The organism is Micromonospora sp. DT201 (assembly GCF_049841575.1).
Classification (GTDB): Bacteria; Actinomycetota; Actinomycetes; order Mycobacteriales; family Micromonosporaceae; genus Micromonospora.
The window spans coordinates 68,972-95,133 of the sequence record NZ_JBNCKP010000022.1; the positions used below are offsets into that span (position 1 = coordinate 68,972).

The 26,162-nt window shown below is 72.5% G+C and carries 22 protein-coding genes; 11 read left to right on the plus strand and 11 right to left on the minus strand.

The annotated features are described in order from the left end of the window. The first annotated feature begins 27 nt into the window (after positions 1–27). The 4 genes from ACLQ28_RS28405 (at position 28) to ACLQ28_RS28420 (ending at position 4,462) form a co-directional block, all read left to right on the plus strand. A complete protein-coding gene (locus tag ACLQ28_RS28405; RefSeq protein ID WP_425689318.1) occupies positions 28–1,503 on the plus strand; it encodes an NYN domain-containing protein in 1,476 nt (491 codons plus the stop codon). Positions 1,504–1,760: 257 nt separating this feature from the next. Next, positions 1,761–1,979 (plus strand): hypothetical protein, encoded by a 219-nt coding sequence (locus tag ACLQ28_RS28410; protein WP_425689319.1) that lies wholly within the window; start codon positions 1,761–1,763, stop codon positions 1,977–1,979. 102 nt (positions 1,980–2,081) lie between these two features. Next, positions 2,082–3,341 carry a M48 family metalloprotease gene (locus ACLQ28_RS28415; RefSeq protein ID WP_425689320.1) on the plus strand — a complete coding sequence of 420 codons (1,260 nt, stop codon included), beginning with the start codon at positions 2,082–2,084 and terminating at the stop codon, positions 3,339–3,341. Next, positions 3,338–4,462, plus strand: a complete 1,125-nt coding sequence (locus ACLQ28_RS28420; RefSeq protein ID WP_425689321.1) for a glycosyltransferase family 4 protein — start codon at positions 3,338–3,340, stop codon at positions 4,460–4,462. Before ACLQ28_RS28415 ends, ACLQ28_RS28420 begins: the two co-directional genes overlap by 4 nt. Positions 4,463–4,475: 13 nt before the next feature. On the opposite strand, the gene ACLQ28_RS28425 is transcribed toward ACLQ28_RS28420, so the two are convergent. The 7 genes from ACLQ28_RS28425 to ACLQ28_RS28455 all read right to left on the minus strand — a co-directional run bounded on the left by ACLQ28_RS28425 (position 4,476) and on the right by ACLQ28_RS28455 (position 12,883). Beyond that, the gene (locus ACLQ28_RS28425) at positions 4,476–5,144 is read right to left on the minus strand and encodes a lysophospholipid acyltransferase family protein (protein WP_425689322.1); all 669 of its coding nucleotides are present in this window, start codon (positions 5,142–5,144) and stop codon (positions 4,476–4,478) included. Between the two features lie 13 nt (positions 5,145–5,157). Then, positions 5,158–5,739, minus strand: a complete 582-nt coding sequence (locus tag ACLQ28_RS28430) for a TetR/AcrR family transcriptional regulator (protein ID WP_425689323.1) — start codon at positions 5,737–5,739, stop codon at positions 5,158–5,160. Positions 5,740–5,955: 216 nt separating this feature from the next. Next, entirely contained in the window at positions 5,956–7,614 is a 1,659-nt protein-coding gene (locus ACLQ28_RS28435) for a putative bifunctional diguanylate cyclase/phosphodiesterase (protein ID WP_425689360.1), read from the minus strand. Positions 7,615–7,693: 79 nt separating this feature from the next. After that, positions 7,694–8,503, minus strand: coding sequence for an SAM-dependent methyltransferase (locus ACLQ28_RS28440; protein ID WP_425689324.1), 810 nt, complete (start codon positions 8,501–8,503; stop codon positions 7,694–7,696). A gap of 186 nt (positions 8,504–8,689) precedes the next feature. Next, positions 8,690–9,358 carry a response regulator transcription factor gene (locus tag ACLQ28_RS28445; protein ID WP_007072219.1) on the minus strand — a complete coding sequence of 223 codons (669 nt, stop codon included), beginning with the start codon at positions 9,356–9,358 and terminating at the stop codon, positions 8,690–8,692. 7 nt (positions 9,359–9,365) lie between these two features. Beyond that, complete coding sequence (locus ACLQ28_RS28450) at positions 9,366–11,057, minus strand: GAF domain-containing sensor histidine kinase (RefSeq protein ID WP_425689325.1); 1,692 nt, start codon at positions 11,055–11,057, stop codon at positions 9,366–9,368. Positions 11,058–11,071: 14 nt separating this feature from the next. Beyond that, positions 11,072–12,883, minus strand: coding sequence for an AMP-dependent synthetase/ligase (locus ACLQ28_RS28455; protein WP_425689326.1), 1,812 nt, complete (start codon positions 12,881–12,883; stop codon positions 11,072–11,074). A 209-nt stretch (positions 12,884–13,092) separates the two neighbouring features. Between ACLQ28_RS28455 and ACLQ28_RS28460 the strand changes: the two genes are divergently transcribed. From ACLQ28_RS28460 to ACLQ28_RS28485, 6 genes are all read left to right on the plus strand, one after another. Beyond that, the gene (locus tag ACLQ28_RS28460) at positions 13,093–13,548 is read left to right on the plus strand and encodes an SRPBCC family protein (protein WP_425689327.1); all 456 of its coding nucleotides are present in this window, start codon (positions 13,093–13,095) and stop codon (positions 13,546–13,548) included. Between the two features lie 31 nt (positions 13,549–13,579). Continuing rightward, positions 13,580–14,284: a hypothetical protein gene (locus ACLQ28_RS28465; protein WP_425689328.1), complete on the plus strand. Its 705-nt coding sequence runs from the start codon at positions 13,580–13,582 to the stop codon at positions 14,282–14,284. Positions 14,285–14,360: 76 nt separating this feature from the next. Further along, positions 14,361–15,308, plus strand: a complete 948-nt coding sequence (locus ACLQ28_RS28470) for an ROK family glucokinase (protein ID WP_425689329.1) — start codon at positions 14,361–14,363, stop codon at positions 15,306–15,308. An 11-nt stretch (positions 15,309–15,319) separates the two neighbouring features. Continuing rightward, positions 15,320–16,024 (plus strand): endonuclease/exonuclease/phosphatase family protein, encoded by a 705-nt coding sequence (locus ACLQ28_RS28475; protein ID WP_425689330.1) that lies wholly within the window; start codon positions 15,320–15,322, stop codon positions 16,022–16,024. Positions 16,025–16,138: 114 nt separating this feature from the next. After that, positions 16,139–17,545 (plus strand): flavin-containing monooxygenase, encoded by a 1,407-nt coding sequence (locus tag ACLQ28_RS28480; RefSeq protein ID WP_425689331.1) that lies wholly within the window; start codon positions 16,139–16,141, stop codon positions 17,543–17,545. Positions 17,546–17,600: 55 nt separating this feature from the next. Continuing rightward, entirely contained in the window at positions 17,601–18,395 is a 795-nt protein-coding gene (locus ACLQ28_RS28485) for an alpha/beta hydrolase (RefSeq protein WP_425689361.1), read from the plus strand. An 85-nt stretch (positions 18,396–18,480) separates the two neighbouring features. Here ACLQ28_RS28485 and ACLQ28_RS28490 read toward each other — a convergent pair whose 3' ends face one another. From ACLQ28_RS28490 to ACLQ28_RS28500, 3 genes are all read right to left on the minus strand, one after another. Then, on the minus strand, positions 18,481–19,977 hold the full coding sequence (locus ACLQ28_RS28490; protein ID WP_425689332.1) for an alpha,alpha-trehalose-phosphate synthase (UDP-forming): 1,497 nt from the start codon (positions 19,975–19,977) through the stop codon (positions 18,481–18,483). A 158-nt stretch (positions 19,978–20,135) separates the two neighbouring features. Continuing rightward, positions 20,136–20,987 carry a DUF308 domain-containing protein gene (locus ACLQ28_RS28495; protein WP_425689333.1) on the minus strand — a complete coding sequence of 284 codons (852 nt, stop codon included), beginning with the start codon at positions 20,985–20,987 and terminating at the stop codon, positions 20,136–20,138. Positions 20,988–21,276: 289 nt separating this feature from the next. After that, positions 21,277–24,756: an ATP-binding protein gene (locus ACLQ28_RS28500; RefSeq protein ID WP_425689362.1), complete on the minus strand. Its 3,480-nt coding sequence runs from the start codon at positions 24,754–24,756 to the stop codon at positions 21,277–21,279. A gap of 131 nt (positions 24,757–24,887) precedes the next feature. On the opposite strand from ACLQ28_RS28500, the gene ACLQ28_RS28505 reads away from it, so the two are divergent. Next, entirely contained in the window at positions 24,888–25,145 is a 258-nt protein-coding gene (locus ACLQ28_RS28505; protein ID WP_425689334.1) for a hypothetical protein, read from the plus strand. Between the two features lie 138 nt (positions 25,146–25,283). On the opposite strand, the gene ACLQ28_RS28510 is transcribed toward ACLQ28_RS28505, so the two are convergent. Further along, positions 25,284–25,976, minus strand: a complete 693-nt coding sequence (locus ACLQ28_RS28510; RefSeq protein ID WP_088988366.1) for a Crp/Fnr family transcriptional regulator — start codon at positions 25,974–25,976, stop codon at positions 25,284–25,286. Between the last annotated feature and the right edge of the window lie 186 nt (positions 25,977–26,162).

Here is a 26,162-nt window from a genome sequence, read left to right on the forward strand (position 1 = left end):
GCCCGGCCGCGGTGGGAGACTTGCCACATGCCCCTCACCGAGCCCTACGACGACCACCTCCCGCAGGAGGATCAGGTCGCGCTCGACGGTGCCGTGGGCAACCCGGACGACAACGTAGTCAGCGAGACATCAGGCGCATCCGACCCGACGTCAGCGGGCGACAGCCCGGCTGCCGAGCCGGAGCCGACGCTGCCCGAGCCGGAGCCGACGCTGCCCGAGCCGGTCCGGCAGCGGATCGTGGCGCTGACCGCCGCCGTGCTGCCCACCCTGCCCGCCGACGAGGTGCCGGTGCCGTTGCGCCGGGTGGCCAAGTTCGCCCCCAACCGGCGGGCCCGGCTCGGTGCGCCCGCCATCGCCGCCCAGCTCACCGCCGACCCGCTGTTCCGGCAGCGGGTCACCGCCCGTGTCCTGGCCGACGCCGGTGACCTCGGGGCTGCCGTCATCGAGGGCACCGCGCCCGCCGCCGCCGACCCGGTCGAGGTCGCCGCGCTGGCCTACCTGGCCCGGCCGCGCGGCTGGCGGGAGCTGATCGACGCCAGCGGCGCCGCCGTGCGTGCCGAGGCGGACAGCGCGGTCGTCGCCGAGTTGGTCCGGGAGGCCGAGCAACGGGCCACCCGCGCCGAGCACGACCGGGCGGTGGCCCGGGTCGAGGCGGAGAAGCTTCGCGACGAGGTGGCCCGCGTCCGTGAGGAGTTGGGTCAGCTCCGCGAGGAGTCCCGGCAGGTCGCCCGCACCCTCCGGGAAACCCAGGCCCGCGAGCGAAAGGCCACCGAGCTGCTGGCCACCGAGCGCGGCCGGGCCGCGCGCGCCAGCGCCGACATGGACGCCGAACTACGCCGCGCCCGGGCTCGGCTGGCCGAGGCGGAGTCCGCCGCCGGCGTGGCCCGGGCCAGCGCCAAGGAGGCCCGCTCGGTCGACGACGCCCGACTCTGGCTGCTGCTGGAGACCATCGGCCAGGCCGCCGTCGGGCTGCGCCGGGAGTTGGCGCTCGACCCGGTCGACAAACTCCCCGCCGACTTCGTCGCCGACGCGTTCGCCGAGCAGCCGGGCACCGCTCCGGCCAGCCCCGCCGCACGTGCCCGCGACACCGACGACCCAGCCCGACTCGACCAACTGCTCGCTCTGCCCCGGGCGCACCTGGTGGTGGACGGCTACAACGTCACCAAGCGCGGCTTCGGCGAGATGTCGCTGGAGCAGCAGCGTAAACGCCTGATCACCGGGCTGGGCGGGATCGCCGCGCAGACCGGCGACGAGGTCACCGTGGTGTTCGACGGCGCCGAGCGGATGCACGGGCTGCCGCCCGCCCCGCGCGGCGTACGGGTGCTGTTCTCCCGCAAGGGCGAGACCGCCGACGAGCTGATCCGGCGGCTGGTCCGCGCCGAGCCGTCGGGCCGCCCGGTGGTGGTGGTGTCGTCCGACCGCGAGGTCGCCGACGGGGTACGCCGACACGGGGCCTACCCGCTGGGTGCCGACTCGCTGTTGCGGCGGCTCGCCCGCTCCTGAGGGCACCCGCGACCGGGCTCGGACCGCCGCCGGGCTCGGACCGCCGGCGGGCCGTGATCGACACGAGATCGGCGATGTGGGGGTGTCCCCGCTATCGGGATACCCCGATTTCGCGGAACTGGAGTCGATCTCGCCCTCAAACGGCCGATCGGGCGTGATTTCTGTCGTACCCGGTGGTTAGCGTCGATGTGACCGACGGTGCTCGCTCGGCGACGACAGGGCGTCGTCCGTGCACCGCGAGCCGATCAGGAGGCGTGATGCTCATCGACTGCGACGGGTGCGCGAAGCGGGCCGACGGCTGTTCCGGCTGCCTGCTGACCGCCCTGTTCGACGAGACGTCCCCGGCGTCCGGGCTGGTCGCCGCCGAGGTCGAGGCCATCGAGGTGCTCGCCCGGGCCGGCTTCGACGTGGAGGTGATGGCCGCGCCCGCGCGTCCCGGCACGGCTCGCCGCCGTGGCGCCCGCCGGGTCGCCTGAGCGCGACACCGCGCCCGAAAGCGGGCTTCTCGCGGGCCATAGGATGGGCGGTCACGGCGGGAGGAGCGGCGCGATGAACGGGGTACGACGGGCGGTGACGCGGTGACCCCGCGTGGCTGGGCGCTGCTGACTCTGGCCGGGCTGACCGTCGCGCTGGTCGTTGTCGCCGCGCTGTTCATCCCGTGGCACCGACCGCCAGCCCCGCGCGCCGACCAGCTCGCCGCGCTGCGTGACCTGCCGGCCGAGCAGGTGGCCAAGGGGCGGGAGTTTCGGGCGGCTCTGCGCCCCGGCGGGTATGCCGCGCTCGCCGTTGCGCTGCTGATCGCCCTCGCGCTCGGGTTGACCCCGCTGGGCAGCCGCCTGGTCGAGTTGGTGGGTCGGCCCTTCGGCGGGCAGTGGGCCGCGCAGGCGGTGCTCGGTGGGCTGGCCGTGGTGCTCGTCGCCGACCTGGTGACGCTCCCGTTCGCCGCCTGGCGCCAGAGCGTGCTCACCCGCTACGGGTTGAGCACCAACGGTTGGAGCGGCTGGGCGGTCGACCTGCTCAAGTCGTACGCGGTCAGCGCGGTGATCGGCGCGGTGGCGCTGTTCGGTTTCTACGCGGTCATCCGGTTCGCGCCGCGCTGGTGGTGGGCGTTCGGCGCGGCCGGCGCGGCCCTGCTGGTGGTGCTGCTGTCGTTCGTGCTGCCGGTGCTGGTGGAGCCGGTCTTCAACAAGTTCACCCCGATGGAGCAGGGCCCGCTGCGCACCGAGCTGATGAGCATGGCCGCACGTGATGGCGTGCCGGTGCGCGACGTGCTCATCGCCGATGCCTCCCGCCGCACCAAGGCGGTCAACGCGTACGTCTCTGGTCTCGGGCCGACCCGCCGGGTGGTCGTCTACGACACGCTGTTGCGTGAGGCGACCCCGGCCGAGGTGACCGCGGTGGTGGCGCACGAGTTGGGGCACGCGAAGGGTTCCGACGTGACGGTCGGCACGCTGACCGGGGCGCTGGGTGCCGCAGCCGCCGTGGTGGCGCTCTACCTGCTCGGCTCGTGGGGGCCGCTGCTGCGGCTGGCCGGCGTCGACTCGGTCGCCCAACCACGCGCCTTCCCGCTGCTGCTGGCCCTCGTCACGGTGGCCGGGTTGGTCGCCGCGCCGGTGCAGGCGCTGATGTCGCGGCGGGTGGAGGCACGGGCCGACGCGCACGCGCTCGCGCTGACCCGTGACCCGGAGGCCTTCGAGTCGATGCAGCGCCGGCTCGGCTCGGTCAACCTCGGCGACCCCGACCCACCGCGCTGGGAATACCTCTACTCGGCCTCGCATCCGTCCACCGTCGAGCGGATGGCCGCCGCCCGCGCGTACGCCCGGGAGGCCGGCCGATGACCCGCACGCTGCTGATCACCAACGATTTTCCGCCCCGCCCCGGCGGCATTCAGTCCTTCGTGCACAACCTCGCGGTGCGTCAACCGGCCGGCTCGGTGGTCGTCTACGCGTCGAGTTGGCGCGGGGCCGAGAAGTTCGACGCCGACCAGCCGTTCGAGGTGATCCGGGAGCGCACCAGGGTGCTGTTGCCCACCCCGTTGATCGCCCGCCGGGCGGCGCGGCTGGCGCGCGCGTACGACTGCGACACGGTGTGGTTCGGCGCGGCGGCTCCGTTGGGGCTGCTCGCCGCCGGTCTGCGTCGGCGGGCCGACGTGCGCCGGGTGGTGGCGCTGACCCACGGCCACGAGGTCGGTTGGGCGGCGCTGCCGGGGGCACGGCCGGCGCTGCGGCGCATCGGTCGGGGCGTGGACGTCACCACCTATCTCGGCGAGTACACCCGTAGCCGGCTGGCCCGCGTGCTGGACGACGTGACCGAGTTGCGCCGGCTCGCGCCCGGGGTCGACGTGGACACCTACCACCCGACCGTCGACGGTGAGCAGGTCCGGGCCCGGCTCGGGTTGACCGACCGGCCGGTGGTGGTCTGTGTGTCCCGGCTGGTGCCGCGCAAGGGTCAGGACATGTTGATCCGGGCACTCCCGGAGATCCGCCGTCGGGTGCCCGACGCGGCGCTGCTGATCGTCGGCGGCGGGCCGTACCGGGCGACCCTGGAGAAGCTGGCCCGGCAGACCGGCGTGGAGCGGGACGTGGTGTTCACCGGCTCGGTGCCGTCGGTCGAGTTGCCGGCGCACTACGCGGCCGGCGACGTCTATGCGATGCCGTGCCGCACCCGCAACCGGGGGCTCGACGTGGAAGGTCTCGGCATCGTCTACCTGGAGGCGTCCGCGACTGGCCTGCCGGTGGTGGCCGGTGACTCCGGGGGCGCACCGGACGCGGTCCGCGAGGGGGAGACCGGCTACGTCGTACGCGGGCGGGACGTCGCCCAACTCGCCGACCGGGTCGCCCGGCTGCTCGCCGACCGGGACCTGGCCCGCCAACTGGGTGCCGCCGGCCGGACGTGGGTGGAGCGGGAGTGGCGCTGGGAGGCGCAGGCGGAACGAATGGCGTCGCTGCTCGCCGGCTGATCGCCACCCGCCCTCAGTTGGGGCTCCCTCGGGGCGGGGCGTAGCGCGGCACGTACTCCTGGTCGGTGAGCTTCTGGATCGCCGCCATCACCTCGTCGGTGACCGTCCGGATGTCGCGTGGCCCGGTGATCCGGTCGGCGACCGGGATGGGTGCGCCGAGCCGCAGGGTGACCGGGTGTCGGCGGGGCAGTCGCGCGTCGACCGGCAGCACCTCGGCAGTGCCGAGTACGCCGACCGGGATGATCGGCACCTCGGCGTCGCGGGCCAGCCGGGTCATTCCGACGCGGCCCCGGTAGAGCCGTCCGTCCGGGGAACGGGTGCCCTCCGGATAGATGGCGACCAGACCGCCGGCGCGCAGCACCGGTATGGCGGCGTCGAGGGCGCTCAGGGCCGCCCGACCGCCGGCACGCTCCACCCGGATGGCACCCATGCCGGCGACGATCCGCCGGCTGACCCAGCCGCCCGGCCCGCGACCGGTGAAGTATTCGGCCTTGGCCCAGAAGGTGACGTGCCGGGGCGTCAGGCACGCCAGGAACAACTCGTCGGCGACGGACAGGTGGTTGCCGGCGAGGATCGCGCCGCCGTGCCGGGGCAGATGCTCCAGCCCTTCTACGCGGGGCCGCCAGCCCAACCGCAGGGTGGTGCCGATGGTCAGCTTGCTGAGGTCGTACAGCAGGGGCACTTGTCCTCCGGGGTCAGTGGGGGGCGGGGCCGAGATGGGCGTCGAGCGTGGCGCGCAGCAGGGCCTCGTCGTCGGGTGCGCCGGTAGCCAGCGGCAGACTGCCCCACGCCCAGAGTTGGGCGATGCCGTGCAGGTTGGCCCAGAGCGCGCCGGCGAGCACCGGCGCGGGCGCGTCGGTCGGCCGGCGTACCTGGGTCACCAGGTCGGCCAGGACGGCGAACAGCGGAAGGCTCGTCTCGCGCAGCCGCAGCCGGCCGCTGTCGAGCAGGTCGTGGCGGAACATCAGCTCGAACATGCCGCGGTGGGCCGCCGCGAAGTCCAGGTACGTCCGGGCTAGCGCGGTCAATCGAAGACGCGGGTCCGGGCCGATGTCGCGGATCGTCTCGTCGACGCGGGCAGTGAGGTCGGCGAAACCCTCCCTGGCGATGGCGGAGAGCAGGTCGACGTGGGTGGGGAAGTAGCGGCGTGGTGCGCCGTGTGAGACCCCGGCGCGGCGGGCGATCTCCCGCAGCGACACCGCCGCCTGGCCCTCGCGCAGCACCAGGTCGACTCCGGCAGCCACCAGCCGGTCCCGTACAGCGCCCTCGTCGGTCATAGACATTGTCTACCAGGCCGGCGTAGACGCTGTCTACCGGGCTCGGCTCCAGCCAGGTGGCACGGAGCGTCGACGCGTCGGGGTGGCCCTCGCCTCATCGAGCGGTATACCTCTGTGTCATAAAAATGACTCTCAGGTATATCGGTTGTCGGGGCATTGGTCGCCCGACCGCGCGCGGCGGGCGGGACGGTGCAGCGGGGCCGTCGACCGGCGCGCTCAGCGGATGCGGGCCAGGATCCGGTCGGCGGGGGCCGGGCGGCCGAAATGCCAGCCCTGGGCGGCGTCGCAGCCGATCGCCCGCAACCTCTCGGCCTGCCCGGCGGTCTCCACCCCCTCGGCGGTGACCGTCAGATCCAGCGCGTGCGCCAGCGAGACCAGCGAGGCGAGGATCCGCTCGTCGGTGCGGCCAACCGAAGGCGACCGTAGGCCGGCCACGAACTCCCCGGCGACCTTCAGCTCGGTCACCGGGAGGTCCCGTAGATAGGCCAGGTTGCTGTAGCCGGTGCCGAAGTCGTCGATGGCGATCCGCACACCCAGGTCGGCCAGCACCCGCAGGGCACGTACCGGCTCCTTGGCGGTGCTCATCATCGTGCTCTCGGTGATCTCCAGTTGGAGGCGTTCCGGTGGCAGGCCGGTCTGCTGCAGTAGCGCGCGGACCTCCTGCACCAGCCCCGGCCGGTGCACCTGCCGTACCGCCAGGTTGACGCTGACGAACGGTGCGGCGACGCTACCCGCCGACCACGCCTCGGCCTCGCGGCAGGCCTCGGCCAGCACCCACCCGCCCAACTGGACGATCAGGCCGGTCTCCTCGGCCAACCCGATGAAGCTGTCCGGACGCAGCACCCCCAACTCCGGGTGGCGCCAGCGGACCAGCGCCTCGACGCCGACCAGGCTGCCGTCGCGCAGTGAGGTCAGCGGCTGGTAGTCGAGATAGAACTCGCCCCGCTCCAATGCGGCCGGGATGGCCGCGGAGAGCGCGTACCGGGCCAGTTCACGTTGGTTGCGCTCGGCGTCGTAGAGCGTCCATCGTGCCCCGCCGTCGGCCTTCGCCCAGTGCAGGGTGCTGTCCGCAGCCCGCATCAGGTCGCTGGGGTTGGCTCCGGCCACCTGGCGCTCGACGATGCCGATGCTCGCCGATATCTGCAGCTCATGTCCGTCGACAAGCGCCGGTGCCCGGACTGCGGCCAGCGCGGTCTCCGCCACCGCCACCACGTCGTCGGTGCCCCCGGTGCGTTCCACCAGGATGACGAACTCGTCGCCGCCGAGCCGGGCAACCAGGTGCTCACCCATGGCCTGGCACAGCCGTTCGGCCACCGTGACCAGCAGCCGGTCACCGACCTGGTGCCCCAGGGTGTCGTTGACGACCTTGAAGCGGTCCAGGTCCAGGAAGCACACCCCGACCCGCTGCGCACCGCGGCCGGGCTCGTTCAGCGCGGCGGTGAGCCGCTCGGTGAACAGCGTCCGATTGGGCAGGCCGGTGAGGGGGTCGTGAGTGGCCTGATGCCGGAACCTGGCCTCGCTGGCGCGCAGCGCCCGCTCGGCCTGCGTCCGGGCTCTCATCGCGGCCCGGCGGATCGACTCCTGCTCGTCGAGCGTCCGATCGCGCAGCGCGCGGGCGTAGCCGGTCGCCACGGCCGCCAGCAGCCGGGCCATCCGGTCCTCGACCTCCTCGGCCACCAAACCCAGGTCGCGCACCAGCCGGAGCTGGATGACCTCGACGGTACGACCCAGCCCTTCCGCGGAGGCGACGTGCGCGGCGACCAACTCCGCACCGACCCGATGACCGGCACGCAGGTCGAACGGCTCCGTCAGCAACGCGCCGGCCAGTTGCCCGGTGAGCCGGTCCAGCAGGGCCTCCAGCTGGGCCTGGGTCATCGGCAGGTAGCTGGTGCCGGAGACGGCCTTCGCCCAGGCCCGGGCGAACGTGCCCGGGTAGGAGGCCGCCCCGGGCGGCTCAGCCACCGAGTCGCCCGACGCCGCCTATGAATACCGCGCGCTCGGCGTCCTCCGCGCTGTCCGGAGTGTCCGGTCGCCACTGGGGCACCCAGACCACTCCGGGGTCGAGCAACTCGAAGCCGTCGAAGAGTGCGGTCAACTCGGCGCGGCTGCGCACCCACAGCGAGTTGTCGGTGCGCTGGTAGACCCGCTCCGCCTCGGCGCGCTCGTCTTCGCTGCGCCCGTCGTCGCTGGCCTGCGACAGAACGAGGTAGCTGCCGGGGGCCAACGCGTCACGCAGCACCCGCAGCAGCGCCGCCGGTCGGTCGTCGTCGGAGACGAAGTGCAGGACGGCCACGACCATCACTGCCACCGGCTGGCTCAGGTCGAGCAGCTTGCGGACGTCGGGATGGGCCAGGATCGCCTCCGGGTGCCGCAGGTCCTCCTGCACCACCGCCGCCCGCTCGTTGCCGGCGAGGATCTCGCGGCTGTGCGCCACCGCCACCGGGTCGACGTCCACATAGACCACTCGCGACTGCGGATCGAGCCGCTGGGCGATCTCGTGCACGTTGCCGACGGTCGGGATGCCCGAGCCGATGTCCAGGAACTGCCGGACCCCGGCCTCGGCGAGGTGGTGCACGGCTCGGCGCAGGAACGCCCTGTTGGCCTGGGCCATCAGTGGTGCCTCGGGCACCGCCGCGACCATCGCCTGCGCCGCGGCCCGGTCGGCGGCGAAGTTGTGCGAGCCGCCGAGGTAGTAGTCGTACATCCGCGCGACACTCGGGCGCTCGATGTCGATGGTGTCGGGTGCCCAGTCCGGCCGCTGCATGCGTTCACCCCTTGAGTCCGCAACGCGGGCATCGCCGCCCGCGCGGGTATTGTGCACCCGCCACGCGCGCCAGACCATAGCGCGCCGGGTGTTGCCCGCCGACGTCGGTCGATGTGCGACGGTCCGCGCCAGCCGAAGCTGGCGCGGACCGTCGGTCGCGATGTCCGCTCGACGAGCGGTGTCAGATCAGAACTTCGGCGCGTCCGGTGCCTCGAGCAGGCCGAGCCGCAGCGCGGTCATCAGGGCCTGAGCCCGGTTGGCCGCCCCAAGCTTCTCGTAGAGCTTGGAGATGTGCGTCTTGGCCGTGGACTCGCTGACGAACAACTGCTTGGCGATGCCCGCCACGCTCATCCCGTCGGCGAGCAACCGCAGCACCTGCCCCTCCCGAGGAGACAACTGCGGGCCGGACGGAGCGAGCCGGCGCTTCATCGCCTCGGCCAGGTCGGCGGCGGTGAACGCGCTGGGAGAGGAGGCGGCGTGCCGAGCGGCTGCCACCACCTCGTCTGCCGGGGCGGTCTTCGGCACGAAGGCACTCGCACCTGCCTCCAGAGCGCCGAAGAGCTGGTCGTCGCCGGCATACATGGTCAGCACCACGATGCCCATCGACGCACTGGACTTGCGCAGCGCGCGGGTGGCCTCCAAGCCGCTGCCGTCGGGCAGCCGCAGATCCATGATCACCACGTCCGGCTGCAGGGCGCCGGCCTGGCGCACCCCCTCTGCCGCCGTGGCGGCCTCACCGACGACCTCGAACTGGCGGTCGCGCTCGAACGCGTGGCGCAGGCCCTTACGAATCAGGTCATGATCGTCGACAAGGAGGACCTTGGTGCGGGTGGCCGGTGTCGGACTTGTGGTCATCCTCGGGTTACTCCCCTTCTGGTGCTGCGCTGTCGCGCACGTTATCTCGGCGGGACGAGGTGCCAACAACCACCGCCACTGTCGTGCCGCTGGGTTGCCGCGGCCTGATCTCCAACCGGCCCCGGATACGTTCCGCCCTCTCGGCCATGATCGCAAGACCGTACCGCCCGTCGGGGCGCTGGTCAGCCATCCCCTGACCGTCATCCGACACTTCTATTTGCGCGTACGGGGGGTCGACCTCGCACGTGACCCACAAATTCGAGGCTCCGGCGTGCTTGCGCGCGTTGGTCACCGCCTCCTGCGCGATGCGCAGCAACTCGGCCTCGGTGGCAGCCGGCAGCCGGGCCGTGGACTCGTCAAGCGAGAGGTGCACCCGCAGCCCGCCGGAGGCACCCACGGTGCGCGCGTACTCGGCGATCGCCGCGGCCAGCCCGCCCTGCCGGTCCACCTCGCTGCGCAACTCGAAGAGGCTCAGCCGCAGCTCCTGGATCACCCGGGTGACCTCGGCCCGCAGCGTACGCAGCGCCTCGGCGGTCTCGTCGGCGTCGTCGAAGACGGTGGCCATGGCGTTGTCGATGCCGTAGCCGACCATCACCAACTCCTGCGCCACCCCGTCGTGGATCTCCCGGGCCAGCCGCTGCCGTTCCTCGTTCGTGGCAAGCGAGCGCACCTCGTCGAAGAGCAGCGCCGCCTCGAGCCGCAGTGCGGCCGGCCGGGTCAGCGCGGTCACCCGGGACACCACCGGCGACGGGTACGCGTGCGCCACGTCCGCCTCCAGCACCACCAGCCCCACCGTGCGCACCCCCGCGACCAGCGGAACGATCAGCGCGGACACGTCAGCGCCCCGGTGCGAGCGGGACTGCGAACGCGCGGCGGTCTGTGCCTGCTGGCTGGCCCAGGCGTCGGCGATCGCCGAATCCGCGTCCAGCGTCGTCTCCCAGTCCACCCGGTCGACGCCGGCCTGGGCGAGCACCACGAGCCGGCCGCCGCCGCTGGCCGACAGCACCGCGCCCCGGTCCGCCCGGGCCACCGTGCGCAACTCCTCCAGCAGGTGCTCGGAGATACCGCCCGGGTCCAGGGTGGCGCCGGGCAGCTGCCGGGCCACCGTACGCAGCTGGGTCAGCAGCCGGGTGGCCTCGGCGTACGGCTGGGGTTTGCCCTCATCGCGGACCGCCATCACCCGGTGCAGGGTCCCGGCGGCGTAGAGGCCCAGCGCCGCCAGGATCAGCCACTGCGCGCAGACCGCGAGGTAACCCGGTTGGCCGAGCTGGAGCTCTCCGTTGACCGTGGTCAGCGCGCCGGTGACCAGCAGGGTGGCGGCGGCGACCGCGAGCAGGGCGGCGCCCTCACGGAAGCGGCGGCGCAATGCGGTGACGGTCGCCGGAACGGCGAGGTAGGGCAGCACCGCCGAGGCGCCGAGCCCGTCGACCGTGCCGCCGATCGACGCCACCGCGGCCACCTGGCTCGCGGCCAGGCCCAGCACCACCACCTCGGCGACCCGACTCAGCGGTGCGATCAGCCGGTGCTGTGGGGCCAGCAGGGACGGGAGCCCGGCCACCGCCAGCAGCGCGATCCACCACAGCTGGGCGACGTCACGGGTGGCGAACAGGGTCAGGACGGCGATCAACGCCAGCATCACCAGGCGGGCGGCCGCGGCGAGGGGATGCGGGTGCGGTGCGGTGGCTGTGGATGCGGGCACGTGACGGATGGTAGTCAGCCTCGGTAGATATCGGCGATCTCCGCCGCGTACGTCTTGTGGACGACCTGGCGCTTGACCTTGAGCGAGGGCGTCAGCTCGCCGGTCGCCTCGGCGAAGTCGCGGGGCAGGATCCGGAACATCTTGATCGCCTCGGCCTTGGAGACGGCCTGGTTCGCGGTGTCGATCGCGGACTGGATCTCCTTGCGTAGGGCCTCGTGCTCGCGCAGCTGCTCGACCGCGGTGTCGGCGGGAATCCCGGCGCTTTCCAGCCAGGCCGGCAGCGCCTCCTCGTCGAGGGTGACCAGCGCCGCGATGAACGGCTTCCGGTCACCGACAACGACACACTGGCTGATCAACGGGTGTGCCCGGACCAGGTCCTCCAGCACCGCCGGGGCGACGTTCTTGCCGCTGGCGGTGACGATCAGCTCCTTCTTACGCCCGGTGATGCTCAGGTAGCCGTCGGAGTCGAGTTGGCCCAGGTCGCCGGTACGGAACCAGCCGTCAGCGCTGAGCGCCTCGGCGGTCGCCGTCTCGTTGCGCCAGTAACCCTGGAAGACCAGGTCGCCGGAGATCAGGATCTCGCCGTCGTCCTCGATCCGTACGGTCACGCCGGGCAGTGGGCGACCGACGGTGCCGATCCGGGTGCCGGTGGGCAGGTTCACCGCGGCGGCGGGCGAGGTCTCGGTCAGGCCGTAGCCCTCCAGGACGGTCACGCCGATGCCCCGGAAGAAGTGACCGAGCCGGGCGCCGAGCGGCGCGCCGCCGGAGATCGCGTCCCGGCACCGCCCGCCGAGCGCGGCGCGCAGCTTGCCGTAGACCAGCCGGTCGAAGACCACGTGCTGGGCGCGCAGCGCCAGGCCGGGGCCGCCCGGGGTTTCCAGAGCCTCGCTGTACGCGATGGCGACCTGCTCGGCGCGGGCGAAGATGCTGCCCTTGCCGTCGGCCTCGGCCTTCTGCTTGGCCGCGTTGTAGACCTTCTCGAACACCCTGGGTACGGAGAGCACGAAGGTCGGCCGGAACGCTTGCAGCTCGGCGACCAGGTTCTTGGTGTCGGCGCAGTGCGCCATGGTGGCCCGTGCCTGCACGAGGCCGATCTGGATCAGTCGCGCGAAACCGTGCGCCAGCGGGAGGAACAGCAGAGTGGACGCGCCGGCGTTGAACAGGTTCGGCAGCACCGGCACCGCGTTGGCGATGTCGGCGTACATGTTGCGGTGGGTGAGCACGCAGCCCTTGGGTCGGCCGGTGGTGCCGCTGGTGTAGATGATCGTGGCGAGGTCGTTGGCGCGGACAGCCTTGCGCCGCCGCTCGACCTCGGCCAGCTCGACCGTGGCACCGGTCGTGACCAGCTCGTCGACCCCGCCGAGGTCGATCTGCCAGACGTGGTTGAGCTCGGGCAGCCGGTGCCGGACACCGGCGACCAGGGCGGCGTGCGCGTCGGTCTCCACGACGACGGCGACCGCGTTGGAATCCTCGAGGATCCACGCGGCCTGCTCGGCGCTGGACGTCTCGTAGATCGGCACGGTGACCGCGCCGACGGCCCAGATGGCGTAGTCCAGCAGCGTCCACTCGTAGCGGGTACGGCTCATCAGCCCGACCCGGACACCCGGCTCGACGCCGGCGGCGATCAGCCCGCGGGCCACGGCGGCCACCTCGTCACGGAACTGCAGACAGGTCACCTCTGTCCAGGTGGTGACGGTGCCGGTGCCGGTGGTGGGGCGGGCGAACTGGACGGCGTCAGGCGCGACTTCGGCGTTGTCCCAGACCGGATCGGTGAGGTTGGCCGCGTCGCCAACGGTGACGATCGGCGGGACGGAGAACTCGCGCACCTGCACTCCTTCGTGCTCGCACTGCCGGGGCCGGCGGCCACCGTGGGCGACGGCTTTGTCGAAACCTACCCGGCGGGCGGTCCAGGTGGGTTCAGCAGGATGGTCGGTGGGGCTTCGTGGCGCCTGGCCCACGGGTCGGTGTGCGCGGGCCATCCGTGCGGTTGGGGCGGCGCGGCGTGGAGGCGGGACCCGCCGGGTAGCCTCCCCCCATGGCGGACTCCTCCACCCAGTCGATCATCATCGGCGCCGCACCGGATCGGGTGACGGCGGTCATCTGCGACTTCGCGCGCTACCCGGATTGGACCGACGCGGTGCGTCGGGCCGAGGTCGTCGAGGAGTACGAGGACGGCTACGCCAGTCAGGTGCACTTCGTCATCGACGCCGGGGTGATGGCAGACGAGTACGTGCTCGCCTACGAGTACGCCGAGGACCTGTCCCGGATCGAATGGCACCTGGTCGCCCCGTCGAAGATGCAGAAGACCCAGCGCGGTTCGTACGACCTGGTGGGTAACCCGGACGGCAGCACCACGGTGACCTACACGCTGGAGGTCGAACTGTCGGTGGGGATGCTCGGGATGTTTCGGCGCAAGGCCGAGAAGATGATCATGGACACCGCGTTGAAGCAGCTCAAGCGCCGGGTAGAAGCAACCGGTGCGGCGCAGTGACGTGTCCGGTGGCACGGTAGAGGAGCCGACGATGGGCGGAACGGATCCGGGTTCGGCCCGGGAAGAGGCGGAGCGGCTGGTCGCCACCCTGCTCGCGGGAGCGCGACTGGCCTCCGCGGGCTCGGCCGGCGGCGCGTTCGGCTCGCTTGGTGGGCTGCTGGCCGGTGTCCTCGGTCACAGTGCAGGCCCGGACGGGCGCTCCGGTACGGGCGGCGCTTTCGCCACCGGTTCGGCCGAATGCTGCGTCTGCCCGGTCTGTCGGGGCATCGCCGCGTTACGCGACCCTAGTCCGGAATTCGCCGAACGCCTCGCGACCGGTGCCGGTGACCTCGCGGCGGGCGTCGCCAGCCTGCTCCGCGCGTTCTCCCCTGCAGAACCGCCCCCGACCAGCCCCACCGAGCGGGCATCCGAGTCGAACGCCCCGCCACCGCCGGCACCCGCCGCGAACACCGACGGCGTGCTTCCGGAGCCAGCCCCGAGCGACCCGTCCACCGCGGCCGGCGACGACCACGTGTGGCGCGATGCCACCCGTACCGGGCATGATTCTCAGCCGGCGCCGGAGCAGGATGTCTGGTCGGTCGCCACCCGGAGGGCGGAACCACTCGCCCCGGCCGCCGCACCACCCGTCGACGACGCCGGGCCGGCGACCGTACCGGCACCGACCACTCGTCAGGTGGTGCCCGCCTCGCGGGTGCCCGACGACACCGGTGCGCAAGCGCCGGACGACGGCGCCTGAGCGCGGGACCCACCGACCCGGATCGGCATGCTGCCGTGACCCGGGCCGGACAGAACAGCAGAGGGGAGCGGCAGCGGTGACGCTGACCATCGGAGTCGACGTCGGTGGCACGAAGGTGGCCGGCGGTGTCGTGGACGACACCGGCAAGGTTCTCGTGCAGACCCGACGGGACACCCCCGCCGATGACGTCGCCAAGACCCGCGACGTCATCATCGAGCTGGTCGGCGAGCTGGCAGCCGGGCGGACGATCGAGGCCGTCGGTATCGGCGCGGCCGGCTGGATCGACGCCAGCCGCTCGACCGTTCTCTTCGCCCCCAACCTGGCCTGGCGCGACGAGCCGCTGCGGGACTACGTGAGCAAGGCCGTCGGCCTTCCCGTGATCGTGGAGAACGACGGAAACGTGGCCGCCTGGGCCGAGTTCCGCTACGGCGCGGCCCGCGACGCCGACGACTCGATGATCATGTTCACCATCGGCACCGGCGTGGGCGGCGGCATCGTCCTCGGCGGCGACCTGATCCGGGGCGCGCACGGCATCGCCGCCGAGCTGGGCCACATGCTGGCCGTGCCGGACGGGCACCAGTGCGGCTGCGGCAGGCTGGGGTGCATCGAGCAGTACGCCAGCGGCAGCGCCCTCGTGCGCTTCGCCCGAGCCGGCGCCCGGCAGGAGCCCGGCCGAGCCACCGCGCTGCTGGCCCTGGCTGGCGGTGAGGCCGAGGCGATCACCGGCCCGATGGTGACCGCCGCCGCGCAGGGCGGCGACCCGATCTCCGCCGAGGCTTTCGCGCAGATCGGCCGGTGGCTGGGCACCAGCCTCGCCGACATGGCACAGATCCTCGACCCGCAGACCCTGGTGGTCGGCGGCGGTGTGATCGACGCCGGTGAGCTGCTGCTCGGCCCGACGCGCCGCTCGTACCTCGACGCGCTCGCCCAGCGCGGTCGCCTGCCGGTGGCCGAGGTGCTCCCGGCTGAGCTGGGCAACAGCGCCGGGGTGATCGGCGCCGCCGACCTGGCCCGCAGGATCTGAAGCGGGCCGGGATGGGCCGGGGTGCGGGCGTGCCGCTGCGCGTGGTGTCGTACAACATCCACAGTCAGCGCGACGACGCCGCCGCGCTGGCAGCGGTGGTCCGGGCCGCGACGCCGGACGTGGTGATCGTGCAGGAGGGGCCGCGCCGGTTCCGGTGGCGGCAGAAGTCCGCCACGTTGGCTGAGTCGTTCGGCCTGGTGGTGGCCGCCGGCGGGCTGCCCGCGCTGGGCAACCTGCTGCTGACCAGCCTGCGCGTTCAGGTGCGGGGCACCCGATGCCAACGCTTCCCGCTGACCCCCGGCCGGCACCTGCGCGGCGCCGCGTACGCCGACTGCCGGGTCGGCGACGCCCGGTTCACCCTCGCCGGCTCGCACCTGTCCACCGACCCGGCCGAGCGTCCCGCGCAGGCCGCCGAGTTCAAGCGTGGACTGGACGCGGCGACCAGCCCGGTGCTGGCCGGGGCGGACCTCAACGAGGGGCCGGACGGGCCGGCGTGGGCAACCGTGTCACGCGGGTTGACCGACGCCGCGGTGGCGGCCGACCGGGCGGACCGGCTCACCTACTCCTGCGCCGACCCGCGCCGGCGCATCGACGCGCTCTTCGTCGACCCGCGGATGACCGTGGTCGACTACGACGTGGTGGACACCCCGCAGACCCGCCGGGCCAGCGACCATTTCCCGGTCCTGGTCGACCTGCTGCTGCCCACCACCGGCTGACCCCAACCCCGGACCGACCGCCGATCTGTCCGCATCAGGGCTGGACATCCGGCTCGGTTGTGGAGAGGATTTCGCGGCGACCGGCACGCGTGCCGTACAAAAGGAGATTTCCCGGTGTCCACCTCCACCGACCACGGCCGGCCCGACCCGGAAGCGACCTCGTCCGCGCAGAGCAGCGACGGCCGCCCGGTCTCCGACCGCGGCGACACGGTCTGCGTCCTCGGGGCCGGAGCCAGCGGCCTGACGGCCATCAAGAATCTGCGCGAGCACGGGTTCGGCGTCGACTGCTACGAGCGGGAGACAAGCGTCGGTGGCGCCTGGAACTGGCGACACGACCGCAGCCCGGTGTACGCCAGCACCCACCTGATCTCGTCGAAGCCGTTCACCCAGTTTCCCGACTTCCCGATGCCGGATTCCTGGCCGGACTACCCGCACCACAGCCAGGTGCTCTCCTACTTCGAGCGGTACGCCGACCACTTCGACCTGCGCTCGCACATCTGGTTCGGCACCGAGGTGATCCGGATCGAGCCCGCCGAGGGGGAGCGGTGGGATGTGACGACCCGCTCCACCGGCGGGTACGGCCCGGAGCGCACCTCCCGGTACGCCGCCGTGGTGATCGCCAACGGCCACAACTGGTCGCCGAAGCTGCCCCGCTACGAGGGCCTCGAAGAGTTCCGCGGCGAGATCATGCACGCCTCGTCCTACAAGGACCCGGCGCAGTTGCGCGGCAAGCGGGTGCTGGTCGTCGGTGCCGGTAACACCGGCTGCGACATCGCCGTCGAGGCCGCCCAGCAGGCGTCGCGCTGCTGGCACTCCACCCGGCGCGGCTACTGGTACGCGCCGAAGTACGTGCTCGGCCGCCCCGCCGACCAGGTGAACGACACCCTGTTGGCGCTGCGCGTGCCGTTGCGGGTGCGGCAGTGGCTCTACCACTGGACGCTGCGGTTGACCGTCGGCGACCTGACCCGCTTCGGCCTGCCCAAGCCCGACCACCGGGTGTACGAGACGCACCCGATCGCCAACAGCCAGCTCGTCTACTACGTGGGCCACGGCGGGATCGGCCCGGTGCCCGACATCGCCCGGTTCCACCCGTACGCCGTGGAGCTGGCCGACGGCCGCGAGATCGACCCCGAGGTGGTCATCTTCGCCACCGGCTACCTGCCGCGCTTCGAGTTCCTCGACGCGTCGGTGTTCAGTGACAGCGCAGGGGCGGGCCGGCCCGGGCTGTGGCTCAACGCGTTCACCCCGGGGCATCCGACGCTGGCGGTGGCCGGCCTGTTGCAGCCCGATTCCGGTCTGTTCACCCTGTCGCACTGGCAGACGGTGCTCTTCGCCCGGCTGCTGCAGGCCCGCCGGGACCGACCAGAGCGGGCCGCGGCGTTCGCGTCTCGGGTGCGTGAACGGGCCGGGGAGCGCTACTCCGGGCCGGTCAAGGACAGCAGCCGGCACTGGTTCGAGGTTGGTCACGCCGACTACCTGCGTGCCGTCCAGCGCGCCCTGCACGATCTGGAGGGCAAGTGAGCTGCCGGCCCCGCAGTCGCGAACGAAAGGTTGACCAGTGACTGAGTTGCGGATCATGCGGGGCCGGGAGTGGTCCCGGCCGGTCCGGCCGGCCCGGCGGGAAGTGCTCAGCGCCATTCCCGAGCTGGAGGAGGGGCGGCCGCCGCTGCTCTTCGTCCCCGGTTTCGGGCACGGTGCGTGGGCGTTCGCCGAGCACTGGTTGGGTCACGCGGCGTCGCGGGGTTTCCCGGCGTACGCGGTGAGCCTGCGCGGGCACGGTGGCAGCGAACCGGCGCCGGAGGCGACGCTGCGGGCGTACGCCCACGATGTGGTCCAGGTGGCCGCGGGCCTGCCACGCCAGGCGGTGCTGGTGGGGCACGGTGCCGGGGCCCTGGTGGTGGCGCACGCGTTGGCCCGCTACCCGGCGCGGGGCGCGGTGCTGGTGGCGCCGGTCTTCGGGGGTTGGGGAGTGCTGGGGGCGGCGTTGCGCCGCAACCCGGCGGGCACGTTGCCAGCGGTGTTCGGTGGGCCGTTGCGGCTCAACCGAGGGCAGTTGTTCAGCCGCGAGTTGCCCGACGAGGAGGCCCGGCGGTACGTCGGGCGGCTCGGTCGGGCGGGCCGGCGGGCGCAGTGGGCTCTGCTGGGCGAGCCGGAGGCCGAGCCGGCTGTGGGCGCACCGCCGGTGCTGGTCCTGGGCAGCCCCGACGACCGGGTGGTGCCGGCGTCGACGTTGACCCGGGTGGCCCGCCAGTACGGTTCGGCCCCGCTGCTCTTCCCCGGGATGGGCCACGACCTGATGCTGGACGCCCGTTGGGCGGAGCCGATCGACGCGATCCTGGACTGGCTGGAGAAGGAACCCGCCGCGCACTGAGCGACCAGGCGTCCCCGCGCCGGTCAGGTCTGCACCGCCGGGCTGGCGGACGGCCGGGCCGGCGGTCGGCCTGGCGGGGTGTTGGTCAGCCGCCGGGCTGGCGGATGGCCGGGCCGGCGGTGGGGGTGGCGGGCCGGGGCACCCGAGCGGCGCCGTCGGGGTTGGCGTCGGCGCTGGTCAGACGGCCGACCAGGGCACCCTGCTCGTCCAGCGCGTGTAGGTAGGAGCGGGCCCAGGCCTGGATGTCGTGCTCGTGCAGGTGGGCGCGCATGGCCCGCATCCGCTGTGTGATGTCGGCTGGGTTGGCCCGCAGCGCCGCGCAGAGGCCCTGCTTGAGCCCTTCCAGGTCGTGCGGGTTGACCAGGTAGGCCTGGGACAGTTCGGCGGCGGTGCCGGCGAACTCGCTGAGCAGCAGAGCACCCGTGTCGTCCACCCGGGCGGCCACATATTCCTTGGCGACCAGGTTCATCCCGTCGCGCAGCGGGGTCACCGCCATCACGTCGGCGACCCGGTAGAGCGCGGCCAGCTCGGCTCGGTCGAAGGGCTGGGTGAGGTAGTGGATCGCCGGCTCACCGACCCGGCCGAACTCGCCGTTGATCCGGCCCACCTCGCGTTCGATCCGCTCACGCAGGATCTGGTACTGGCCGACGCGTTCCCGGCTCGGCATCGCGACCTGCACCAGCACCGTGTCACGGACCTTGACGTCACCGCTGGCGAGCAGTTCGCTGTACGCCTTGAGACGCTGCTCGATGCCCTTGGTGTAGTCCATCCGGTCCACGCTGAGGATGACCTGCCGAGGATCGCCGAGGTCCCGTCGGAGTCGGCGGGCCCGGGCGGCCACGTCCGGGCGGGCGGCGAGCGCGCTCATCTCAGCGGTGTCGATGGAGACGGGGAACGCGCCGATGCGGACGACCCGGTCGTCGATGCCGATTCGCCGGTCGGTGGCCGGCAGCTCCAGCACCCTGGTCACCAGCTGGGCGAAGTTGTGCGCCGCCTGGACGCGTTGGAAGCCGACCAGGTCGGCGCCGAGCATGCCGCGCAGCAGCTCGGCCCGGCGTGGCAGCTGCATGAAGAGCTCCGGCGGCGGGAAGGGCACGTGCAGGAAGAACCCGATGCGTAGGTCCGGACGGAGCGTGCGCAGCAGGCCGGGGACGAGTTGCAGGTGGTAATCCTGCACCCAGACCACCCCGCCCTGCTCGGTCACCTCGGCGGTCGCCTCGGCGAAGCGCTGGTTGACCCGCTGGTACGCCTCCCACCACCGACGGTGATGCTGCGGCTGCTCGACGGCGTCGTGGTAGAGCGGCCAGAGGGTGGCGTTGGCGAACCCCTCGTAGTGGTCCCGTAGGTCTTCCGGGCTGAGCGCGACGGTGTGCATCCGGACGCCGTCCACGTCCGGTAGTGCGGGGGCCGGCCCGGTGCCGCCGGCCCAGCCGACCCAGGTCGCCGGGGTGTGCCGCAGGAGGGGGTGCAGCGCGCTGACCAGCCCACCAGGGCTGCGCCGCCACTCGCAGGCCCCGTCGGGCGCCTGGCTGTCGTCGATGGGGAGGCGGTTGGCCACCACCACGAGGGAACTCTGTCGCATCTCGGGCATTCCGATCAGCAGAGGGCTGACCGCCGCGAGCAAGGAAAAACCGGTCAGTCAGCGGAGGGAGTGACGTACGGCGGTATTCCTACTGACAGTAAGTTACACCACTGCTACGGCTCCGGCGGGTTGCTGCCGTCCCGGGATGCGGGCCAGGGTCAGACGACCGCGCCGTTGTCCGGGTCGTCCTCGTCCTCGTCGCCGGGGCGCAGCCGCCAGATCAGCGTGACGAACCCGGCCAGAATGCCGGTGAACCCGAACAGGGTGACCGCCGAGCGGTCCACCGGGAGCAGCCACGGGAAGAGGAAGAGGATGAACCCGACGACCACGCCCAGCACACCGACCACCGCGTACTTGCTGACGCGGGGTAGCGGGGGTGGTGGCGGCGGGTGGTAACCCTCGTCGTCCTCGTCGTCGGGCAGATCAGCCCCGAAGGTGTCCAGCCCGTCCAGCAGCGACGGCTCGTCCGGCTGGGTGCCCCGCCCGATGGAGATCCCGGAGATGTCGGTCGCGGAGGGTAGCCGGCGGACGTCGGTGGCGGTCGGACCGGGCTCGTCGGCCCCGGAGCGGGAAAGGGGGCCAGTGGCCGGTTCGTCCCGGGTGTCCCGTTCGTCCACGTCCTCCGAGGCCGGCCACGGGTGCTCGCCGGCCGTTGAGGAGGTGTGGAAGCCGGCGACGATCCGCGCCCACTCGGCGTCGATGTCCGGCTCGTCACGGGCCGGCGGCTGCTCGGGGGTGGCCTCGTCGGCCAACTGGGTCAGGTAGTCCCGTGCCGTGGTCAGGTGCGAGCGGTCGACGTAGAGCCGGTCGACCGGCCGGGCCGGAACAGTGGTGGTGCGGGTGACCGGATTGAGGTCTGCGGAGGGCTGCAGGTAGGCGGCGATCCCGCCAGCGGCCAGCACGTCGAGCAGGTGCTCGCCGACGCGCGGATCGACATCGCCGACGACGGCGTACTCGTTCGCGTCGAGCCCGTTGTCCCGCCGTCCCCGGCGGGCACCACCCGCTGACACCCGGACATCCCCCTTAACGCGCCTCTCGACGCGACCGCCCCTGCCTCCTCGACGCCCGTCTGCACGCCGTGCTCTGAATCGTGACACGTCAGGGCATGGTTCCGGGAGTGCGTTGTGTCGCGTCTTCCAAAGTCACGGCTACCGCCGCAGGTCGCGGCAGGGGTTCTTTGTCCGTTCTTGCTTTACGAGTGCGATCTCGATGATCGTTGGCGCCTGGCCGCTTCGACCCGCCGAGCGTTGCCCTGCTGAGCTGTCGGCGATCGGGAACTGACTCGACCGGCGGCGGATCTCAGGGCAGGTGGAGCAGGGCAGGAGCGTGGTGGCGGGTGGCGAAGTCGTGCAGGCGGGCGCGGGCCGTCGCGGCGGCGGATGGGTCGGTCTCGGCCAGCGGGCCGATCGCCAACGCCGTCGTGATGATCTCGTCGGTCACATCGGTCATCTGGGCGTAACTCGCGGCCGCGGACCTCAACAGGCCCGCGGCGGTAGCCGCGTCCCCGCTGTGCCGGGCGAGTGTGGCGTCGGCGACCTGGCGGGCGGCGCGAGCCCACGGAGTCATCCGGGGCGCCCGGTCGAGCAACTCCCGGACCAGCTGGGCGGCGTCGGCGCCGAGCACCCCGGCGACGTGCCCGACGGCCGGCACCCACTCCGCGAACGGGATCATCCGGGTCCGTCGCCAGTCCTCGTCCAACTCGGTCAGCAGCGCCATCGCCTCGTCCCGGCGGCCCTGCACGGCTCGGCACAATGCGGCGTGCGCCAGCGTGGAGCGCAGCACCCGATGGAATCCGCTGCGGCGGGCCGCGACCAGCGCCTGCTCGACCAGATCCGCACCCGCCCCAGCCGGTCCCGCGGCCCTGCTCGCCTCGGCACCAGCCAGCCCGCGCATCCAGCCGGAGACCGCGACGATGTGCAGGTCCCACTCCGCGGTCGGCCGACGGGTCGACTCCGCGGCCATCGCCAGTGCGGCCGTCCAGTCACCCGCGTAGTACGCCCGCGCCCACTGATCGGCGAAGCTGGTCGCCAGGCTGTGCTCGCCGCCCAGGTCGAGGGTGAGCTGCTCGTCGACAAGCCGCGCCGAGCCGGCCAGGTCGCCCTCCTCCTGCAACGCCCAGGCCAGGTTCTGCACCGCCCGGCGTCGACTGGTCAGCCGCTCCACCCTGCAGTGCTCGGTCACCTCGACCAGCTCCGGGTACGCCGAGGCGGAGCCGGCCAGATAACGCGCGACCGCCAGAGTGATCCGCGCGTTGGCCTGCACCTCACGCAGGTGGAGCCGCTCCGCGAGAGTCTCCGCGGCTCGGGCCGCGGCGCACGCCGGGTCGGTCTCCGCGTTCAGCATGTGTACGCGGGCCAGCTCCAGCAGCGCGCCCGCCTTCTCCTGGCTGTCCGGTAGTTCGCTGTAGATGCCGATCGCCTGGTCCAGGCACTGCAGGGTCGCGGAACGGTCGGCCCGACTCCACGCGGCGGTGGCGAGCAACGTCCAGGCCCGTGCCGCACCCGTCCGGTCGCCAGCGGCAGTGAGCCGCTCGGCCAGCCGGGTGAGCGTGTCGGTGCCACCGGCCACCAGGAACGCGTCGCCGTCGCGATAGAACGCCAGCTCCGCGTCGAACAGCTCCAGTGCCGGGTCCGGCCCGACGTCCAGGGCCAATGCCCGGCCGACCAGCGCGGCAGCGGTGTCCAACGCGTGCAGCTCGTACGCCCGGCGGGCCGCTCGGTGCAGCGCGGCCCGCGCGGGCGGGGCGTAGGGGGCGGTGTCCAGCCCGACGGTCCGGGCGATCTCGTGTGCCGCCCAGCGGTGGTTGGCCAGCATCTCGGCCAGGTCGTGCTGTCGGCCGTTGGTGAGCTGCGCCATCCAGTCGGCGGTGCGCTGGTGCCGTAACACCCGCTCGGCCCTCGGTAGCCGCTGGTAGCACACGTCGCGCACCAGGATGTGCCGGAACCGGTACTCGGACTGGCCGGGCATCGTCGAGGTGCCCTGCTCGTACACCAGGTCGCGCCGTTGCAGCCGGTCCAGCGCGCGCTCCACCCACTCCACCGGCCGCCCCAGCGCAGTCGCCACCGGCGCGGCCCAGAACTGCACGCCGACCACCGCGGCAGCCTGGAGCACCGCCCGGTCGGCCGGGTCCAGCAGGTCGAGCCGGTTGGCGATGACCGCCTGCACCGTGCGGGGCATCTCCGCGCCACCGTCCGGGTCGAGTCGGGCGGCCGAGCGCACCGCGTCGAGCAGGCCGCCGTCGAGCAGCATCCGGGCGTACTCCTGGGCGTAGAGCGGGTTGCCGTCGGCGAACTCGATAAGCGGAGTGCGGGCGGTCGTGGTCAGAGTGGACTGTCCGAGTAGCAGCGAGTAGAGCGTGTCGATGTCGGTGTCGTGCATCGGTGGCACCGAGATGGACATCGCGCCGCTGATCGTGGCGGTCCACGCGGGGTGCCGTTCCCGCAGTTCCGGGCGGGCGGTCGCGACGACCAGGAGCGGCACACCGCGCGCCATCGCGCCCAACTGCTCGACGAAGGCGAGCATCGCCTGGTCCGCCCAGTGCATGTCCTCGAAGGCCAGCACAGTCGGACCGGTGGCAGCCAGGGCGAGCAGGAAACGCCGCCAGGAGGCCTCGGTCTCGCCGGGGGTGAGCCGCTCGCCGGGTATGCCGATCAGCGGCCCGAGCGCCTCGGCCAGGCGGGTCGCGTGCGGGTCGGCGAGCTGCCCCAGACGGGCCCGCAGCCGCTCGCGCAGGGCGGCCGGGTCGTCGACCTCCGGCACGCCCACCCAGCTCTTCACGATGTCCGCCAACGCGGCCCAGGTGACGTTCTCGCCGAACGGCGGGCACTGCCCGACGAGCCAGGTGACCGGCGTTCCGGGCAGGCTGCCGGCGTGCCGTGCGAGCTCGCGCAGCAGGCGGCTCTTGCCGACACCGGCGGGGCCGAACACCGTCACCAACTGGGAGGTACGCTCGGTCACCGTCCGGTGTAGCGCGTTGACCAGCAGGCCGCGCTCGTGCTCCCGGTCCACCATCGGCGTCAGCTCGGCGGTCCGCAGGTCCCGGTGTGGCCGGACCTGGACGGCCAGCCAGATTCGGCTCACCGCGGACCGGCCGCGCAGCGTGACCGGCGGTTGGTCGGCGTACTCCATCTCGTGGCGGGTGGCCGACCAGGTGCTCTCGTCGACGACGACGCCGCCCGCCGGGGCGAACGCCTGCAACCGCGACGCGGTGTTGACCACGTCGCCGGTGACGAACGCCTGACCACCGTCTCGGGTGGCGGAGAGGTCGACCAGGGCCTCGCCGGTCGCGATGCCGACCCGGAAACCGAGCGGCGGCTGTGGGCCGTTGGGCTGCTGGGCCAGGCTGCGTTGCAGCTCCAGGCCGGCGCGGACGCACCGCAGCGCATCGTTGTCGGTGGCCACCGGCGCGCCGAACAGCGCCATCGCCGCGTCCCCGATGTACTTCTCGACCACCCCGCCGTACTGGTGCACGATCCGTCGCACGGTGGCGAAGTACGTCTGTTGCAGACCGCGGGCCTGTTCCGGGTCGGCCCGTTCCGCGTACCTGGTGAAGTCGACGATGTCGACGAAGAGCACGCTGACCTGGCGCCGGTCCTCCTGCACCACGACCACGTGGTCCCGCAGCGGTTGACCGCAGCTGGTGCAGAAATTGACCTCGGTGCTGTTGGGGTGCCCACAGTGCGCGCAGTTGACCGCGAGCGGCTGGCCACACCCGCCGCAGAAACGGTCGTCCGGCCCGGCCGCGCGGGCGCAGTGTCCACATCTGAGGTCGATGTTCAGCTCCGGGGGCGAGAGGGGTCATTGTCGCGTCAGCCCTGACCAGTCGGGTACCCGACGTGTGGGCGGGCATCGTCATCGATCGGTCGGAGTTAGTGTTCCGTACCAGGAAGTTTCATATCAGGGAGAGTGCCGTGCAGGTGCGACTGTCCGCCCCCTGGACCGATCCGGGTGGCACGCGGTGGGCTCCGGGCGACACGATCGACGTCGATGCGGTGACTCTCGCCGAGCTGGAGGAGCAGGGCATGGTGGAAGAGCCTGAAGGCCAGGGGGGCGGGTCGGGGGAGACCACGACCACCTCGTCGAGCACGTCTACGTCCGGTAAGCCGACCGATCCGAAGAAGATCGGTCCGGGGCCGGGCGCGCCGCCGGCCGACGAGACGAGCAACTGATCGCCCGGGCGCGTCCGGCGGGCCCGTGGGTCCGCCGGCCGCGTCCGTCGACCGGCTCCAGCCGTGCCCGTGTCGAGAGCCGCGCGGCCGTGGCCACCCAGCTGTTGGTCTCCAAGCCCTGCTGCGCCGTTGGTGCCCTCAGCGGTCGCTCATGCCGGCGCGGCGACGCAGCGCTGCCACGTCGGTCACCACGATCCGGCGACCCTCGGTCCGCAGCCAACCACGGCTGGCGAACGAACCGATCGCCTGGTTGACGCTCTGCCGGGAACCACCGGCCATCTCGGCCAGCTGACTCTGGTTGAGCTCGATCGTGATCATCGGCGCCTGGCTCTCGCCGGCCAACCGGACCAGCGTCTTGGCCACCCGACCAGGCAGGTCGAGAAAGACGTGATCGGCGTTCTGCTCGGTGAGCCGGCGGATCAGCCCGCCCAGCGAGCGCATCACCGCGTCCAGGATGCGAGGGTTGGAGTGCACCAGCTCCATGAACGCGCCGCGCGAGAGCGCGAGCGCCGCGCAGTCTTCGATGGCCTCGGCCGAAGCGGACCGGGTGGAGGCGTCGAGCAGGGAGACCTCGCCGAGCACGTCCGGTGGACGGATCACCGACAGCACGGCCCGCTCGCCGGTGGGTGCGGTGCGAAAGACGGCCACCGCGCCACGGCGCAGCACGATCAGCGACTCACCCGGGTCGTTCTCCACGAAGAGCAACTGGCCCTTGCGGTAGGTGCGCGGGACGGCGGCGGCGATGACGCGCTGCCGCACCTCGGGCTCCAAGCCGGCGAACATTTCGACACCCGTGAGCGCGTCACCCGGCTCCGGCAGGCGCATCTCCACGGCCCAACCCCTCCCCGGTCATGGACCACAAACTCGCTCACCGGGCGAACCTGATGGCCCTGACGAGGTGAACTGACACCGATTCGGCGTCCGGTAGCGGTACACATCAGATCATGACGGTCCGGTCGCTTGCTGTACACCCCTCGAAGCACTTCCGTGACCGTCGCGAGCTGCTGCGTACCGTGA

Bases quoted from the DNA above. Each gene is read 5' to 3' on its own strand.
- ACLQ28_RS28435 (WP_425689360.1), bottom strand. From the start codon at position 7,614: ATGACCCAGGCCCAGCTGGAGGCCCTGCTGGACCGGCTCACCGGGCAA.
- ACLQ28_RS28465 (WP_425689328.1), top strand. From the start codon at position 13,580: ATGGGCGGAACGGATCCGGGTTCGGCCCGGGAAGAGGCGGAGCGGCTG.
- ACLQ28_RS28445 (WP_007072219.1), bottom strand. From the start codon at position 9,358: ATGACCACAAGTCCGACACCGGCCACCCGCACCAAGGTCCTCCTTGTC.
- ACLQ28_RS28410 (WP_425689319.1), top strand. From the start codon at position 1,761: ATGCTCATCGACTGCGACGGGTGCGCGAAGCGGGCCGACGGCTGTTCC.
- ACLQ28_RS28490 (WP_425689332.1), bottom strand. From the start codon at position 19,977: ATGCGACAGAGTTCCCTCGTGGTGGTGGCCAACCGCCTCCCCATCGAC.
- ACLQ28_RS28420 (WP_425689321.1), top strand. From the start codon at position 3,338: ATGACCCGCACGCTGCTGATCACCAACGATTTTCCGCCCCGCCCCGGC.
- ACLQ28_RS28475 (WP_425689330.1), top strand. From the start codon at position 15,320: ATGGGCCGGGGTGCGGGCGTGCCGCTGCGCGTGGTGTCGTACAACATC.
- ACLQ28_RS28430 (WP_425689323.1), bottom strand. From the start codon at position 5,739: ATGACCGACGAGGGCGCTGTACGGGACCGGCTGGTGGCTGCCGGAGTC.
- ACLQ28_RS28405 (WP_425689318.1), top strand. From the start codon at position 28: ATGCCCCTCACCGAGCCCTACGACGACCACCTCCCGCAGGAGGATCAG.
- ACLQ28_RS28440 (WP_425689324.1), bottom strand. From the start codon at position 8,503: ATGCAGCGGCCGGACTGGGCACCCGACACCATCGACATCGAGCGCCCG.
- ACLQ28_RS28485 (WP_425689361.1), top strand. From the start codon at position 17,601: ATGCGGGGCCGGGAGTGGTCCCGGCCGGTCCGGCCGGCCCGGCGGGAA.
- ACLQ28_RS28460 (WP_425689327.1), top strand. From the start codon at position 13,093: ATGGCGGACTCCTCCACCCAGTCGATCATCATCGGCGCCGCACCGGAT.